Source organism: Sinorhizobium fredii USDA 205, from assembly GCF_001461695.1.
In the GTDB taxonomy this organism is placed as follows: Bacteria; Pseudomonadota; Alphaproteobacteria; order Rhizobiales; family Rhizobiaceae; genus Sinorhizobium; species Sinorhizobium fredii.
Map to the genome: position 1 here is coordinate 118568 of NZ_AUTC01000077.1, position 16140 is coordinate 134707.

The 16140-nt window shown below is 61.8% G+C and carries 15 protein-coding genes and 1 pseudogene; 8 read left to right on the top strand and 8 right to left on the bottom strand.

Translation table 11 applies throughout. The features are described from left to right. Positions 1 to 12: 12 nt before the first annotated feature. On the bottom strand, positions 13 to 1668 hold the full coding sequence (locus N181_RS09335; RefSeq protein WP_014328496.1) for a SulP family inorganic anion transporter: 1656 nt from the start codon (positions 1666 to 1668) through the stop codon (positions 13 to 15). Between the two features lie 170 nt (positions 1669 to 1838). On the opposite strand from N181_RS09335, the gene N181_RS09340 reads away from it, so the two are divergent. After that, positions 1839 to 2687 carry an AraC family transcriptional regulator gene (locus N181_RS09340; protein WP_014328495.1) on the top strand — a complete coding sequence of 283 codons (849 nt, stop codon included), beginning with the start codon at positions 1839 to 1841 and terminating at the stop codon, positions 2685 to 2687. Positions 2688 to 2724: 37 nt separating this feature from the next. Here the strand turns inward: N181_RS09340 and N181_RS09345 are convergent, their stop codons facing one another. After that, a complete protein-coding gene (locus N181_RS09345) occupies positions 2725 to 3483 on the bottom strand; it encodes an HAD-IIB family hydrolase (RefSeq protein ID WP_234818575.1) in 759 nt (252 codons plus the stop codon). Positions 3484 to 3647: 164 nt separating this feature from the next. Continuing rightward, complete coding sequence (locus tag N181_RS09350) at positions 3648 to 4862, bottom strand: NADP-dependent isocitrate dehydrogenase (RefSeq protein ID WP_014328493.1); 1215 nt, start codon at positions 4860 to 4862, stop codon at positions 3648 to 3650. Between the two features lie 206 nt (positions 4863 to 5068). Here N181_RS09350 and N181_RS09355 point away from each other — a divergent pair, with 206 nt between their 5' ends. The 7 genes from N181_RS09355 (at position 5069) to N181_RS09385 (ending at position 12122) form a co-directional block, all read left to right on the top strand. Further along, positions 5069 to 5896 (top strand): RNA methyltransferase, encoded by an 828-nt coding sequence (locus tag N181_RS09355; RefSeq protein ID WP_037396528.1) that lies wholly within the window; start codon positions 5069 to 5071, stop codon positions 5894 to 5896. Next, positions 5883 to 6686 carry a glutamate racemase gene (murI, locus tag N181_RS09360; protein WP_037396527.1) on the top strand — a complete coding sequence of 268 codons (804 nt, stop codon included), beginning with the start codon at positions 5883 to 5885 and terminating at the stop codon, positions 6684 to 6686. The genes N181_RS09355 and murI overlap by 14 nt, the downstream gene beginning before the upstream one ends. A 151-nt stretch (positions 6687 to 6837) precedes the next feature. Next, entirely contained in the window at positions 6838 to 8352 is a 1515-nt protein-coding gene (locus N181_RS09365) for a helicase HerA domain-containing protein (protein ID WP_037396525.1), read from the top strand. 241 nt (positions 8353 to 8593) lie between these two features. After that, entirely contained in the window at positions 8594 to 9211 is a 618-nt protein-coding gene (rpsD, locus tag N181_RS09370; protein WP_014328489.1) for a 30S ribosomal protein S4, read from the top strand. 143 nt (positions 9212 to 9354) lie between these two features. Further along, positions 9355 to 10302: a glutaminase gene (locus tag N181_RS09375; protein WP_014328488.1), complete on the top strand. Its 948-nt coding sequence runs from the start codon at positions 9355 to 9357 to the stop codon at positions 10300 to 10302. Positions 10303 to 10410: 108 nt separating this feature from the next. Next, positions 10411 to 11301, top strand: coding sequence for a tRNA 2-thiocytidine(32) synthetase TtcA (ttcA, locus tag N181_RS09380; protein WP_037396566.1), 891 nt, complete (start codon positions 10411 to 10413; stop codon positions 11299 to 11301). After that, positions 11298 to 12122 carry an inositol monophosphatase family protein gene (locus N181_RS09385; RefSeq protein ID WP_037396522.1) on the top strand — a complete coding sequence of 275 codons (825 nt, stop codon included), beginning with the start codon at positions 11298 to 11300 and terminating at the stop codon, positions 12120 to 12122. Before ttcA ends, N181_RS09385 begins: the two co-directional genes overlap by 4 nt. Positions 12123 to 12185: 63 nt before the next feature. Here the strand turns inward: N181_RS09385 and N181_RS09390 are convergent. The 5 genes and pseudogenes from N181_RS09390 to N181_RS09410 all read right to left on the bottom strand — a co-directional run bounded on the left by N181_RS09390 (position 12186) and on the right by N181_RS09410 (position 16135). Beyond that, positions 12186 to 13498, bottom strand: a pseudogene (locus N181_RS09390) (multidrug effflux MFS transporter). Between the two features lie 65 nt (positions 13499 to 13563). Continuing rightward, positions 13564 to 14802, bottom strand: a complete 1239-nt coding sequence (locus N181_RS09395; RefSeq protein WP_037396518.1) for a multidrug effflux MFS transporter — start codon at positions 14800 to 14802, stop codon at positions 13564 to 13566. A gap of 376 nt (positions 14803 to 15178) precedes the next feature. Continuing rightward, the gene (gene grxD, locus N181_RS09400) at positions 15179 to 15514 is read right to left on the bottom strand and encodes a Grx4 family monothiol glutaredoxin (RefSeq protein WP_012708163.1); all 336 of its coding nucleotides are present in this window, start codon (positions 15512 to 15514) and stop codon (positions 15179 to 15181) included. A 135-nt stretch (positions 15515 to 15649) separates the two neighbouring features. Continuing rightward, entirely contained in the window at positions 15650 to 15895 is a 246-nt protein-coding gene (locus N181_RS09405) for a hypothetical protein (protein ID WP_037396515.1), read from the bottom strand. A 6-nt stretch (positions 15896 to 15901) separates the two neighbouring features. Further along, positions 15902 to 16135 carry a BolA/IbaG family iron-sulfur metabolism protein gene (locus N181_RS09410; protein ID WP_014328481.1) on the bottom strand — a complete coding sequence of 78 codons (234 nt, stop codon included), beginning with the start codon at positions 16133 to 16135 and terminating at the stop codon, positions 15902 to 15904. Between the last annotated feature and the right edge of the window lie 5 nt (positions 16136 to 16140).

The following is a 16140-nucleotide window of genomic DNA, read 5'->3' on the forward strand; positions in this document are numbered from 1 at the left end:
CGGCGCCCTTTTTCATGCGCTCTTTTCGCTGCGGATGGTTTCGAGAGCCGCTTGGACCGAAGCGCGCATCAAGACGCGCGGCGGACGAACGTGGTGCTGATAGAGGGCACGGCGAACCTGCGTATTGGCGCCGACGATGATGAAGCGCACGCCGATCCTCTCCGCCTTGCGCAGCGTACCTTCGATGACGTTGGCGGCGGTCGAATCCATGAAGGGGACTTCGGAGCAGTCGAGAATGAAGTTACGGCGCTGGTCGGCGATCCGGTCGAGCACTGTGGCAACGGTGGCCGCCGAGCCGAAGAAGAAGATGCCCGAGATCCGATAGATCACCGTATCCGGATCATCGCTAATGACCGGATGCTCTTCGCCATTCGTCGACTGCAGCATCGCCAGCGGCTTCGTTTCACCGACCGAGATGCTTTTTGCCATTCGATTGATGAACAGGACGGCGCCCAGCGCGACGCCGACTACAATCCCTTCCGTCAGGTCGCGGAAGACGACGATGAAAAAGGTGGCGAGCAGCACGACGGCATCACCGTAGGAAGATCGCAAAAGCGCCATGAAGGCGGGCTTCTCGATCATGTTCCAGGCGACGACGGCGAGCACGCCGGCAAGCGAGGCGAGCGGGATATAGCTGGCGAGCGGTGCTGCGAGCAGCATGAAGAGAAGAAGAAAGGCGGAATGCAGCATGCCCGAGATGGGGCTTGTCCCTCCGGCACGCACATTCGTCGCCGTTCGGGCAATGGTGCCGGTGACGCAAATGCCGCCGAAGAGCGCCGAACACAGATTGGCGATCCCCTGGCCGATCAACTCCATGCTGGATCGATGTCTGCGGCCCGTCATGCCGTCGGCGACCACGGCCGAAAGCAGGGATTCGATCGCGCCGAGAAGGGCGAAGGAGACCGCATCCGGGAAGACAGCGACGGCTTTCTCGAAGGAGAGCGGCGGCAAGGCCGGAAGCGGCAGTCCGCGCGGAATACCGCCGAAGCGCGTGCCGATCGTTTCCGTCGGCAGGTGCAGGATGGCGACGATGACCGATGCACCGGTGACGGCGATCAGCATGCCGGGCCAATGCGGCCTCAGCCGGCGCAGCGCGAGAATGATGGTGATGGTCAGGGCAGCCGTCAGTACTGCCGCCCAACTGGCCGTACCTGCCGACTGGCCGAGTGCCATGATCTTTTCAACGATCGGCCCCGGTTCGCTGCCCGGAAGCGTCAGGCCGAAAAGGTCGCGCAACTGGCTGGCAAAGATGATCACGGCAATGCCCGCCGTGAAGCCGACCGTGACGGGGTAGGGGATGAACTTGATGTATTGTCCGAGGCGCAAGTAGCCGGCCGCAACGAGCATGACGCCGGCCATGGCAGTCGCGAGCAACAGGCCGTCGATGCCGTGCCGGGCGGCGGTCGCGGCGAGGAGAACGATGAAGGCACCCGCCGGACCGCCGATCTGGACGCGGCTGCCGCCGAGGAGCGAAACGAGGAAGCCGCCGACAATCGCGGTATAGAGGCCGCGATCGGGCGTGACGCCGGAGGCGATTGCGATTGCCATGGAGAGCGGCAAGGCAACGATGGCGACGGTCAGGCCTGCCAAAGCGTCGGCTTTCAGCCGGGCAAGGCCATATCCTTCGGCCAGGACGCTGACGGTTTTCGGAACGAGGGAATCGGGCATCGGCGAGACTTTCCAGATCCGCCACGTTGGCGGGATCGTACGTGCCGGGCATTCTCAGCCTATCTGAGTCGCCATGCCGTACAAGCGGGTGGTCGGCCCTTCAGGTCAGCAGGATTTGTCAAATCGATACGTGGTTTGAACGTGTTCGAACGAAGTGCGAAAGGTTCGATATGACGGGCGGTGCGTGGGCGACATATGAGAGGCGGCTTCATCGCGTCTCGGCCTATATCTATGGACATCTCGACGAAGAGCTGGATCTCGATCGGTTGTCGGAGATCGCTTGCCTGTCGCCGCACCACTGGCATCGCATTTACCGGGCGGTGCACGGCGAGACCCTGGCGGCGACGGTCAAGAGATTGCGGCTGCAGCGGGCGGCGGCAGAACTCGTCCAGACCGACCTCGCAGTGGAAGTGATCGCGCGACGCTCGGGCTACCCGAATGTTCAATCCTTCAACCGCACCTTCAAGGCCGTCTATGGCCTTCCGCCGGCGCGCTACAGGAAGGAGGGGAGCCACAAAGCCTTTGAAACCCCTTGGATGGAAGGAAATGCTGTCATGTACGACGTTACGCTGAGGACGATAGATCCGCTGACTTTGCTGGGCGTTGCCCATTCCGGCTCTTACATGGCCATCGGTCAGGCCTTCGAGACACTCTACGGCACACTCTTCGCGCGCGGCCTGTTCCGTCCGGATATGGAAATGATCGGCATTTACCTGGATGATCCGGAACTGGTGGATACGGACAAGCTCCGATCCTTCGCCTGCGTGACGACAAAGGAAGACGGGTTGGCTGAGGCGCCGCTGACGCCACAGTCGATCGATGGGGGGCAATACGCCGTGCTGCGACACAAGGGACCCTATGCCGACATGCCGAAGGCCTATCAATGGTTCTATGGGACCTGGCTGTCGAACTCGGGCCGAGAAATCCGTGACAGCGTCATGTTCGAGAAATACCTCAACAATCCGCGTGAGGTGGCGCCGATCGAGCTGCTTACGGAAATCTATCTTCCGTTGAAATGACATTGTCAGGTGGCGGCCGCTTGGCGTTCGGCCGGAACTACCGCACGACACCCAAGTGGCGCAGACCCTCGATCACCCCGTCGGCGTGGGAGGCGCGGGCAAGATAGTGTCGGCGATCCTGGGCAACGGCCCGGCAAAGTTCGGCAAGTGCGTTGGCAACGATGACGCCACGGACAAGCGGCATCTCGAACATCTCCAGGTCGTTTCCGGTGTCGCCGGCGACGACCACTTCGTCGAGATCGACTGCAAGCTCCCGGCAAATCCAGGCAAGCGCGCTGCCCTTGCCGCCGGTGCGCGGCAATATATCGATATCACGACTGCTGGAATAGATCAGCTTCACGTCCAACCCGGTGCTCCTCAATCGTGCCGCGATGTCGTGGATGCGTTCCTGCTCGGCATCATGTAGGTGCCAACTCGCCTTGTGCGGATTCTGGTCCGCGGCCACCTGAAGTATTGCACCCTCGATCGAGCCGAAGATCGCGGCGATGGCAGACGAGTCGAGGGCTGGACCGAGCTCCTTGATGAAGGCCTCCATGCGCGTGCGCATCCGCCCTTCGGTAATCATCGTGCCGACGCCACCGATCACGTAGTCCGGCGCGGGCAATAGATTTGCGTCGACCAATGACAGGATATCTTCGGACGAACGGCCGCTGTTGTAGATCAGAAGGGGGCGCTCGCCCTCGGCAAGCGCTTCCCAGGTCGACCGAAAGCGTGCGGCAGCTGCGTCGTCGCCAAGCAGCGTGCCGTCGATATCAGAAGCGACGAGTCTTACCGGTCTAGATCGCGATCGCTCCATCTCCGTTGTCCGTAAGATTGGACCATCCATAGGAAAGGATCGAGTTCCGTGTCCTCTGCCGGCCTCTCCCGCGCTCCAATTATCGCGCGAGCCGTCTATTCTGGTCAAAAGCAAAAACCCGGCGCGAGGCCGGGTTTCTCATTCGTGGCTTTGGATTGGGCCGCTCAGGCGGCCATGGCCTTCTTGAGGTTCTCGTCGATCTTGTCGAGGAAGCCGGTGGTCGAGAGCCAGGGCTGGTCGGGGCCGATCAGCAGCGCTAGGTCCTTGGTCATGAAGCCGGCTTCGACCGTTTCGACGCAGACGCGCTCGAGCGTCTCGGAGAACTTCGCCAGTTCGGCATTGCCGTCGAGCTTGGCGCGGTGCGCAAGGCCGCGGGTCCAGGCGAAGATCGAGGCGATCGAGTTGGTCGAGGTTTCCTCGCCCTTCTGGTGCTGGCGGTAGTGGCGCGTAACCGTGCCGTGCGCGGCTTCCGCTTCGACCGTCTTGCCGTCCGGCGTCATCAGCACGGAGGTCATCAGGCCGAGCGAGCCGAAGCCCTGGGCAACGATGTCCGACTGTACGTCGCCGTCGTAGTTCTTGCACGCCCAGACATAGCCGCCGGACCACTTCAGCGCGGAGGCGACCATGTCGTCGATCAGGCGGTGCTCGTACCAGATCTTAGCCGCCTTGAACTGCTCGGCGAATTCTTCCTCGAACACCTTCTGGAAGATGTCCTTGAAGCGGCCGTCATAGGCCTTCAGGATCGTGTTCTTGGTCGACAGATAGACCGGTACCTTGCGCTGCAGGCCGTAGTTGAAGGAGGCGCGGGCGAATTCGGTGATCGACTCGTCGAGGTTGTACATGGCCATTGCGACGCCGGCGCCCGGTGCGTCGTAGACGTCGTGCTCGATCGTCTGGCCGTCGTCGCCGACGAACTTGATCGAGAGCTTGCCCTTGCCCGGGAACTTGAAGTCGGTGGCGCGGTACTGGTCGCCGAAGGCGTGACGGCCGACGATGATCGGCTTGGTCCAGCCGGGAACGAGGCGCGGCACGTTCTTGCAGATGATCGGCTCGCGGAAGATGACGCCGCCCAGGATGTTGCGGATCGTGCCGTTCGGCGACTTCCACATCTTCTTCAGGCTGAATTCCTCGACGCGCGCCTCGTCCGGCGTGATCGTCGCGCACTTGACGCCGACACCGTGCTTCTTGATGGCGTTTGCGGCATCGATCGTCACCTGGTCTTCGGTCGCATCGCGGTTCTCGACGCTGAGATCGTAGTATTCGAGATCAAGGTCGAGGTAGGGATGGATCAGCTTGTCCTTGATGAACTGCCAGATGATGCGGGTCATCTCATCGCCGTCGAGTTCGACGACCGGATTGGCGACCTTGATCTTTGCCATGAATATGCCTCGTAGCTTGCGGAACACCGCGTGCGGCATTCCGACGGTGGGAAAATCCAGAGCCCTATAGCACTGTGAACCCATAAGGCAAAGCATGCTTGGCCGAAACTTTGGGTCAAGCAGAACGCTTGCCGACTTCAGCGTCCCGGCTTTATCTTCCAAGGCTTTTGTGCGAGGGAATCGGCGAATAGAGGCAGAGTATTATAATGGCAGGTACCAACAGCGAGCGCGAACTCTTGACCGAAGGTCCGGCGATCATTCTGGCCTATCCGCAGCTCGGCGAAAACATCGGCATGGTGGCCAGGGCGATGGCAAATTTCGGTTTGGCGGAGCTGCGTCTCGTCAATCCGCGCGACGGCTGGCCGAGTGAAAAGGCGCGTTCGGCCGCGAGCCGCGCCGATCACGTAATCGATGGCGCCAAGCTCTATCATTCGCTCGAGGAGGCGATTGCGGACCTCAACTTCGTCTACGCCACCACGGCCCGCGACCGTGACGGATACAAGCCGGTGCGTTCGCCGATCGTCGCCGCTCGTACGCTGCGGCAGCGCTTCAAGGTCGGAGAGTCGATAGGCATCATTTTCGGCCGCGAGCGTACGGGATTGACGAATGAAGAAGTGGCGTTGGCGGACGAGATCGTCACGTTCCCGGTCAATCCCGCTTTCGCTTCGCTCAATCTCGCCCAGGCCGTGCTGCTGATGTCCTATGAGTGGATGAAGACAGGCATGGAGTCCGAGGATGAAACTTCGTTCCAGGCGATCGAACAGCGGCCGGCCACGAAGGAACATCTCCAGGGGCTGTTCGACCATCTCGAAGAGGCGCTCGATGCGCGCAATTATTTTCGCTCCGCCGACAAAAGGCCGAAATTGGTGGAAAATCTTCGCGCTGTTCTGACCAGGCCATCCTTCAGCGAATCCGAAATCCAGGTGCTGCGCGGCGTCATCTCATCCCTCGACCGGTTCACCCGCGAAAATCCGCGGGGCTCGGGCGCGCCGGCCGGCAGCAGGAAAGTGCAAGGCGGCAGTGACGACGACTGACCTCAAGCCCATTCTCGTCTTCGACAGCGGCATCGGCGGACTGACGGTGCTGCGCGAGGCGCGCGTGCTGATGCCGGAGCGGCATTTCCTCTATGTCGCCGACGATGCGGGCTTTCCCTATGGCGGCTGGGAAGAGGGCGCCCTGAAGGAGCGGGTGATCGCGCTCTTCGGCGACTTGCTCAGAGAGCATGACCCGGAAATCTGCATCATCGCCTGCAACACCGCCTTCACGCTTGTCGGCGCGGATCTGCGTGCCGCCTATCCGCAGATGACCTTCGTCGGCACGGTACCGGCGATCAAGCCGGCGGCCGAGCGGACGCGTTCAGGGCTGGTAACCGTTCTGGCGACGCCCGGCACGGTGAAGCGCGCCTATACCCGCGATCTCATCCAGTCCTTCGCCTCCCAATGCCATGTCCGGCTCGTCGGTTCGGAAAATCTGGCGCGCATGGCGGAAGCCTACATTCGCGGTGAGAAGCTGGACGACGAGGCGGTGCTGGCGGAGATCGCCCCGTGCTTCGTCGAGATGGATGGCAGGAAGACCGACATCGTCGTGCTCGCCTGCACGCATTATCCGTTCATGGCGAACGTCTTCCGGCGGCTGGCGCCGTGGCCGGTCGACTGGCTGGATCCGGCCGAGGCGATCGCGCGCCGGGCGCGCTCGCTCGTGCCGCTGCCGAACGGTTTCAAGCCGTTGAACGGCGAGGACCCGGCGATTCTCACGTCCGGCAAGCCCGATTTCGCCACACGACGGCTGATGCAGGGCTTTGGCCTCGCAGTTCGTTCCGCATAGTCGTCGAAGCTGTTTTGCCGCCTCAGGGCGTCCAGCGTATTCCTGTGAGTTATCGGAATAGCAGTCCTGACGGCGGGCAAAACCGTGCTAGGTGTCGCCTGTTTGGCGCTCCCCGGCGGATCGCGAATCAATCCGTGACGAAGAGGTGGGAATGAAAGTCGGCATCGACATGGGAACGACGTCCGAGGGGACTTCGGCCTCGCTCGATATCGAGGAGCTTCTGGCGACGCGTCTCCTGGTACAGGGTAACTCCGGCTCCGGGAAATCGCATCTGTTGCGCCGCCTGCTCGAACAGTCCGCGCCCTGGGTGCAGCAGTGCATCATCGATCCGGAAGGGGATTTCGTGACGTTGGCCGACAAGTTCGGCCATGTGGTGGTTGAGGGAGAGCGCACGGATGCCGAGTTGATCGGCATTGCGACGCGTATACGCCAGCACCGCGTCTCCTGCGTGCTTTCGCTCGAAGGGCTTGATATCGAGCAGCAGATGCGCAGCGCCGGCGTGTTCCTGAATGCGATGTTCGATGCCGATCGTGACTATTGGTATCCCGTTCTGGTCGTTGTCGACGAGGCGCAAATGTTCGCGCCCTCTGTCGGCGGCGACGTCTCGGAAGAGGCGCGCAAGATCTCGCTTGGCGCGATGACCAACCTGATGTGCCGCGGCCGCAAGCGCGGGCTTGCCGGCGTGATCGCCACGCAGCGCCTGGCGAAGCTTGCCAAGAACGTCGCAGCGGAAGCATCCAACTTCCTGATGGGGCGCACCTTCCTCGATATCGATATGCAGCGCGCCGCCGATCTGCTCGGCATGGACCGGCGCACGGCCGAAATGTTCCGCGACCTGAAGCGCGGCTCCTTCGTGGCGCTCGGCCCGGCGCTTTCCCGCCGGCCGCTGAAGGTAACGATCGGACCCGTCGAGACTTCGGCGCGCTCGACGAGCCCGAAGCTGATGCCGCTGCCGGAAGCGCCGCAAGACGTCGAGGACCTGATCTTCACGCCGGACCCGGAAGAGCTGAGCCGGCCCGCCATGCGCAGGCCGGTGCCACAGCCGCGGCCCGCGAGCGACATCCTGGCGGAATTGTCGCGGCCGCGCCCGGAGTCTTTGGCTCCGGTGGAACCTAAGCCGGCGCAGCCCGAAATTTCGGCGGAAGAACGCGAAGCCATGCTTGATGGTCTATTCGCCGAGATTCTTGCAAATCCCGAGGCGGCATTCCGGCCGGACGCTGAACTCTACCAGGATTTTCTCGTTCGCTGCCGCATTCGCCGTGTGCCCGGTTCCGCTCCATCCCTGAGTGTCTTTCGGCGTAAAATGGCTGTCGCCCGGTCGGGCGTCGATTCCGACACGGCAGCGACCGAGGCCTGGGCCGCCGCGCTCCGACTGGCCGATCGGGTAACTGAAGACCTACAGGCTGTCTTCCTGATGATGGCACAGGCGGCCGTTCGTGGCCTGCCGTGCCCTTCGGACACGATGATCGCGCGCGCTTACGGTACCCACTCGGCGCGTCGTGCGCGGCGGCTGCTCGGCTATTTCGAGGAGCAGGGCCTGATCGTCGTGCATGCGGATTTCTCCGGCAAGCGCATCGTTGCCTTTCCCGATCTCAGCGCCGAGACCGCGCCGGGCGATGCGAATGCGCTGGATACCGGTGTGTCCGGACGCGCCGCCGCGGAGTGACGAGTGCCGGAAATCTCTGCGTTTTTCGCGTAAATCCGTTTGACAATTCACCGCCCAGTGCGTAAACACCCGCCCAACGCCGGGCAGCGATGCCCGGTGTTTCATTTGACATGTCCCGTGGTTTCTCCGGCAGCGTGCTCGTGAGAAGCCTGTCAGAACCCCGAAAATGGGTTCAGAGGAGGGCGTGTTTCCTTGATCCGGTTTGGCAACAAGCCGGTGTAACTGTTTGAAAGGAAATGCGATGAGCAAGCGCGAATCGTCCAAGTACAAAATTGACCGCCGTATGGGCGAAAACATCTGGGGCCGTCCGAAGTCCCCGGTGAACCGTCGTGAATACGGCCCCGGCCAGCACGGCCAGCGCCGCAAGTCCAAGCTTTCCGACTTCGGCGTGCAGCTGCGCGCCAAGCAGAAGCTGAAGGGCTACTACGGCGACATCCGTGAAAAGCAGTTCCGCGCCATCTTCGCCGAAGCTTCCCGCCGCAAGGGCGACACCCCGGAAAACCTGATCGGTCTGCTCGAATCGCGCCTCGACGCGATCGTCTACCGCGCCAAGTTCGTCCCGACCGTCTTTGCCGCCCGCCAGTTCGTCAACCACGGCCACGTCAAGGTCAACGGCGTTCGCGTCAATATCGGTTCCTACCGTTGCAAGGCGGGCGACGTCATCGAAGTCAAGGACAAGTCCAAGCAGCTCGTTTCGGTTCTCGAATCGGTTCAGCTCGCTGAGCGTGACGTTCCGGACTACATCGAAGCCGACCACAACAAGATGGTCGCGACGTTCGTCCGCGTTCCGGCCCTGACCGACGTTCCGTATCCGGTCGTCATGGAGCCGCACCTGGTCGTCGAATTTTATTCGCGTTAATCCGGGTCAGGCCTGTCAATTTCAAAAACCGCCCGGAGACGGGCGGTTTTTTTGTACGTGAATGTCGGAACGAACCCACCGGGATTGGACTGGGATGCGCGTGAGCCACCCATCCGTTCCCGCTCGAGATCGAGGAGTGCCGTATGCCGGAGCAGAAAGCGCCACAGGATCTTCAACTGATCCTCGACGATATCTATCGCGAGCTGACGCCGCGGCTCGGGGAGGGCAAGGTTGCCGACTATATTCCCCAGCTTGCCCGCGTTAATCCGCAGCATTTCGGCATGGCGATCGTCACGACGGGCGGCGAGCTGCATCGCGTCGGCGATGCGGAGGTGCCGTTCTCGATCCAGAGTATTTCCAAGGTGTTCACGCTGACGCTGGCGCTCGGCAAGCATGGCGAGAACATCTGGCACCGGGTCGGGCGAGAGCCATCCGGTTCGGCCTTCAACTCGATCGTGCAGCTCGAGCACGAAGGCGGCAAGCCGCGCAATCCGTTCATCAATGCCGGGGCGATCACAATCAGCGATCTTATCCTCGCCGGTCATACGCCGAAGGAATTGATCGGCGAGATCGTGCGCTTCGTCCGCTATCTGGCCGACGACGAGAATATCGTCATCGACCACGAAGTGGCCCGCTCCGAGACCGTCACCGGCTTCCGCAATTTCGCACTTGCCAGTTTCATGCGCTCCTTCGGACGCCTCGATCACCCGGTCGAGCACGTCCTCGGCGTCTATTTTCACCATTGCGCGCTCGCCATGACCTGCAGCCAGCTCGCCAAGGCCGGGCTTTTCCTCGCCGCCGGCGGCACCAATCCCTTGACCGGGCATTCGGTTGTGTCGCGCCAGCGGGCCCGGCGCATCAATGCGCTGATGCTGACCTGCGGCCACTATGACGGTTCCGGCGATTTCGCCTATCGCGTCGGCCTGCCCGGCAAGAGCGGCGTCGGCGGCGGCATCATGGCGGTTGCACCCGGCAAGGCCTCCATCGCCGTCTGGTCGCCTGGCCTTAACGAAAACGGCAATTCGCTGCTGGGATCGCTTGCGCTCGAAATGCTGGCCGCCCGCACCGGCTGGTCGGTCTTCGGCCCGTGAGAACGGACAGATCGCCCGTTTTTCCTTGATCTTCCGGGCCGGACGGGGCAAGTGCTGGTGCAGACCTTTGGGCGCTCCATTGTCGCCGCAGATTCCGAGACCACCGCCATGGAACTCTCACAATCGTCCCAGTGCGAAACGACGAGCATTGCTGTCGACGACGAAGAACCCGGCTTCGACACCGGCGCCCATCCGCTGTTTGCACGGATGCCGCCCTCCGTCTCCTTCAACAAGCTCAGGAAACGCCTGTTGCGCCAGGTGCGGCAGGCTTTTGACGATTTCGGCATGCTGAAGGGGTCGAAGCGCTGGCTTGTCGGCGTTTCGGGCGGCAAGGACAGTTACAGCCTGCTGGCACTGCTGATGGACCTCAAATGGCGCGGGCTTCTGCCGGTCGAGCTCATTGCCTGCAATCTCGACCAGGGACAGCCGAACTTTCCGAAACATGTCCTGCCGGACTATCTCGCTTCGATCGGTGTCGAGCACCGGATCGAGTACCGCGACACCTATTCGATCGTGAAGGAAAAGGTGCCGACGGGTGCCACCTACTGTTCGCTCTGTTCGCGGCTGCGACGTGGCAACCTCTACCGTATCGCGCGGGAGGAGGGGTGCGACGCGCTGGTGCTCGGGCACCATCGCGAAGATATTCTCGAAACCTTCTTCATGAATTTCTTCCATGGCGGTCGGCTCGCATCCATGCCGGCGAAGCTTCTGAATGACGAAGGTGATCTGACGGTCCTGCGGCCACTCGCCTACGCGGCCGAGGACGACCTCGCGAAGTTCGCCACAGCCATGGAGTTTCCGATCATACCCTGCGACCTTTGCGGCTCGCAGGACGGTCTCGAGCGCAATGCGATGAAAGCGATGCTTGCAGATATCGAGCGGCGCATGCCCGGCCGCAAGGACACGATGCTGCGGGCGCTCGGGCATGTGAACCCATCGCATCTCCTCGACCCGAAGCTTTTCGATTTCCAGTCCCTTTCTCCGGAGCCCAAAGAATGAGCCAGTCCGTCGACATCGCCGCCCTTGCCAACCTTTTGCAGGAGGCGGCGGTGAAGGAGATCCTGCCGCGCTTCCGGAACCTGGAATCGGGCGATGTGCGGATGAAGTCCGAAGCGATCGACCTGGTGACGGAAGGCGACGAGGCCGCCGAAAGGCTTATCAAGTCGAAGATCGACGCAGTCGCGCCGGGAGCGGTGTTTATCGGCGAGGAGTCGGTCGCAGCCGATCCCGCGCTCCTTGACAAGCTGGCGGATGCCGACCTTGCCATCGTCGTCGATCCGATCGACGGGACGTTCAATTTCGCCGCCGGTCTGCCGCTCTTCGGGGTGATGGCGAGCGTCGTTGCCAAGGGCGAGACCGTGGCCGGGATCATCTACGATCCGCTCGGCAATGACTGGGTAATTGCCGAGAAGGGATCCGGCGCCTGGATGTGCCGACCGAATGGGTCGCAGGAGAAGCTGTCGGTCACCGCCGGCGTGCCGATCGAAAGCATGGTCGGCGGGGCATCGACCGGATTCTACAAGGAAGACGACCGCAGGATCGTCATGGGCAATATGGCCAAGGTGAGGATCGCCACCAGCTACCGCTGCGCGGCGCATGAATACCGCATCTTCGCCGCCGGTCATCTGCATTTCCTGATGTACCAGAAGCTCATGCCGTGGGACCATCTCGCCGGCACGCTGATCGCCGAAGAGGCCGGTGCCTATGCGGCGCGTTTCGACGGATCGCGCTACCTGCCGGCGCATACCAATGGCGGGCTGCTGCTCGCCACGGACAAGGAAAGCTGGGAGACGCTGCGGCGCGAGGTCTTCACGGTCTGATCAGGAATGATGCAGAGTTCGTAAATGGATGGAGCCCGCCCGGACAACCGGGCGGGCTCCCTCTTATATGTGGCCACCGCCGTGATCGTGCTCTGCGGCCTGGTCGCCCGGATGCGTGAAGAGCTTTCCGTTTTCCGCCCAGAGCGTCGCGGCAATGGTCAGTAGCCCGAAGAGGGCGTAGCCGCCGAACAGGGGCTGCAGCGTTCCGTTGAAGAGCTGGCCGACGGCGCTGCCGATGAGGGCGCCGGCGGTCGTCGAGATGAAGCCGGTGATCGCCGTGGCCGTTCCGGCGAGATGGCCCATCGGCTCAAGGCTGATCGCCGTGAAATTGGTGGCGATCACGGCGAGAACATCAGCAGTACTGAGAACATCATATAGCTGACGATGAAGGCAGGAGTGCCGGCCAGCGACACCACGTAGCCCACGGCTGCAACCAACGTGAACATGATCAGCGCGGCGTGCGAGATGCGGCGCATGCCGAAGCTGCGGACGAAATAGCCATTGGCAAAGTTTGCGACGGCAATGCCGCCGGCCGTTCCAGCAAAAGCGATCGGCAGCCAATCGGCAAGGCCGTAAATCTCGCCGAAAATCTGCTGGACGCTGACGATATAGGCACAGATGACGGCCGTGAACAGCGTCAGGCCGATCATGTAACCGCAGGTGATGCGGTTCGTCAGGACCGTGCGGAATCCTGAAAGGATAGCGCCGACGGAGAGCGGCAGACGCTCTTCAGCCGGGAGAGACTCCGACATGCGCGTCCGGGCCAGGAGGAACAGGGCCAGGCCGATCAGTCCGATCAGGATGAAGATCCAGTGCCAATCGGCATAGACGATGACCAACTGTCCAAGCGACGGAGCGACGATCGGCACGATCATGAAGACGATCATCACATAGGACATGACGCGCGCCATCTCGCGACCGCCGAAACAGTCGCGAACGATCGCCATGGTCGTGATCCGCACGGCCGCGGCACCGATGCCTTGAATGAAACGGAGCACGAGCAGCGCTTCGAAGCTCGCCGCCTGCGAGGCGGCAAAGCTCGAAAGGGTGAAGAAGGCCAATCCGCCGAGCAGCACGACACGGCGCCCGAAAGCGTCCGAAAGGCTGCCGAAGAAAATCTGCGAAAAGCCGAATCCGAGGAAGAAGATGCCGATGACGAGCTGCGCGTCATTGGCATTGGCGACACCGAACGACTGGCCGATGTTCGATAGCGCCGGCAGCATGCTGTCGATCGCAAGGGCGACGCTCGCCGTCATCACGGCAATGGTCACGATGAATTCGACGAGGCCCATGCCGATGCGCACAGCGCCTGAAACTGTGTCGACAGGTTCCGCTTGTTGTGCAGTGTTGGGGGTGTTTTCTGAAATGGAAGTCATTGGAATATCCACAAGAGGCAGATTTGGGAGGAACAATCCGGCCTATGCCGAACCGGGCATCCGGCTTAGCCGGCAGGATTGTGCGGTTTGAAAAGCCGGCCGCCCTCTGCGATCAGCACAAAGACAAGGGCAAGGACGGCGACGGTGAAGAAGCCGACGGCGAGCGGCGTCACGGTGCCGTCGAAGGCCTGGCCGATGAAGGCGCCAATGGCGCCGCCGCTGATCGTCTGCACGAAGCCGAGGACCGACGAGGCCGTACCGGCCACATGCCCGAGCGGCTCCATGGCCATGGCGTTGAAATTCGCAAAGATCACGCCGAACTGGAACATCGCCGCGGCGTAGAGGACCACGAAGATCGGCAACGGCAATGGTCCAGCCAGCGACGCCGACATCCAGACGAAGCTCGCCAGGGTGAAGCCGAGCAGGGCTGCATGCGAGAGGGCCCGCATGCCGAAGCGCTGCACGAGACGAGAATTGGCGAAGGAGGCGACCGCCATCAGGCCGGCGAAACCCGCAAAGGCGACCGGAAACCATACGCCGAGGCCGTAGATGCCGACGAGCACCTGCTGCGCCGAATTGACGAAGCCGAAGAGCGCACCGAAGATCACGGATGTCGCCAGGGTGTAGAAGAGGGCGATCCGGTTGGTCAGGACGATACGGAAGCCGTCCAGGATCGCAGCCGCCGTGAGGGGACGCCGATTTTCAGGAGCCAGGGTCTCCTTCAATCGCACAGCGACGGCGGCCGTGGCGGCAAGCGCGTACAGCGCGATCACGACAAAGATCATGTGCCATTCCGCGAAGAGCATGATCAATTGGCCGATGCTCGGCGCGATCACCGGAACGATCATGAACACCATCATGACCAGCGACATGATCTCCGCCATCTGGCGGCCACCATAGATGTCGCGCACGACGGAGACTGTCACCACGCGAATTGCAGCCGCGCCGACGCCTTGAACAAAGCGGAAGAACAGAAGTGCCGCGAAGGTCGGGACGAAAACAATGGCCAGGGCGCTCAAGGCATAAAGTGCCAGGCCGCCCAGCAGCGGCGCCTTCCGTCCGAGCCGGTCGGAAAGCGGCCCGAAGAAGAGCTGCGCGAAACCCATGCCGAACAGATAGGCGGACAAGATATATTGCCGGTCGTTCTCATCGGCGACCCCAAGGCTCGCACCGATCTCCTGCAGCCCCGGCAGCATGATGTCGATCGAAATCGCGTTGATGGACATCAGCATCGCCATCAGGGCGATGAACTGGGCCTTGCTCAGGCCGGAAAGCATGGCGGTTTGATCTATCGGCTTTGTCATTTCATGAATCCCGCTGACCGTCAGCCTAGCAGTCGGTCCAGAGCTGGCCGCCTTAATGTGGAAGGCGCAGCACATTCTTTAATACGTTGATCTGTCTTTAAAACTTCGGTCTTCAGTCGAGCCGCACTGCTTGGCTGCTCGGAATATGCTTGTTGCGAGAACGCACGCCCTACAGTAGGGCAATGCGATCCTTCGATCGCCCTCATTGGGGCAAGTCCAGAGGCTGTCGATGCACGGCCGTCGAAGCGCATTCCGGGCGGAGAATCTGTCCGCTTGGTCATGGAGCACATCGAAAATTAGCCGAGAGGCATATAGTCCCGGAATCAAAAAAGGCGGTCAGCCCGCCTTTTCCGAAATCTGTTCGGTACAGACGGTATCAGGCAGCGCCCTTTACGGAAATTCCCTGTCCTTCAAGATGCTCCTGCAACTCGCCCGCCTGAAACATCTCGCGCACGATGTCGCAACCGCCGACGAACTCGCCCTTCACGTAGAGCTGCGGAATGGTCGGCCAGTTGGAGTAGTCCTTGATGCCCTGGCGCAGGTCCGCATCGGCGAGCACGTTGATGCCCTTGTAGTCGACGCCGATATAGTCGAGGATCTGCACCACCTGGCCGGAGAAACCACACTGCGGAAACTGCGGCGTGCCCTTCATGAAGAGAACGACGTCGTTCGTCTTGACTTCGTTGTCGATGAAATCGTGAATTCCGCTCATGTTGTCTTCCTTCCTGGGCCGGCTTCAAGGGCCGGATGTCGCCTTTGCAGCTTAAATAGCATGCATGGGCGCCGTTTTCACCCACCCAATTCGCAAAAATGTTGATGGTCCTCAAAATGTGGCTTTCGAACCACCTCAAGCGGAGCGACGGCGCACTTTGCTTCGGGACGCGGCGGTGCGGCGCCGGCTCACCTGCTTCTTCGCCGGTCTCCGGATCGCGGCCTCGATTATCTCCGCGAGGATACCGCCGGCCGCTGACGTCTTGCTGGTACGGCGCTTCGTACGCCTTGTTGCCGTCCTCTTGGCGCCGGTCTTTTTCAGGATCTCCTTCAGCGCGCTGTCAACGCCGCCGCTGACGAGTTCCTTGATCAGATCCGCCATGGCGGCTTACTCCGGCGCGCTGGTCTGCAAGGCGAGCGCATGAAGGATGCCGCCCATATTTCCTTTGAGAGCGTTGTAGACCATCTGGTGCTGCTGCACGCGGGTCTTGCCACGAAACGCTTCGGCCACGACTTCGGCGGCATAGTGGTCGCCGTCACCGGCCAAATCGCGGATCGTGACCTTAGCGCCGGGGATCCCGGCCTTGATCATGTCTTCGATATCGCCTGGTGTCATGGGCATGATAT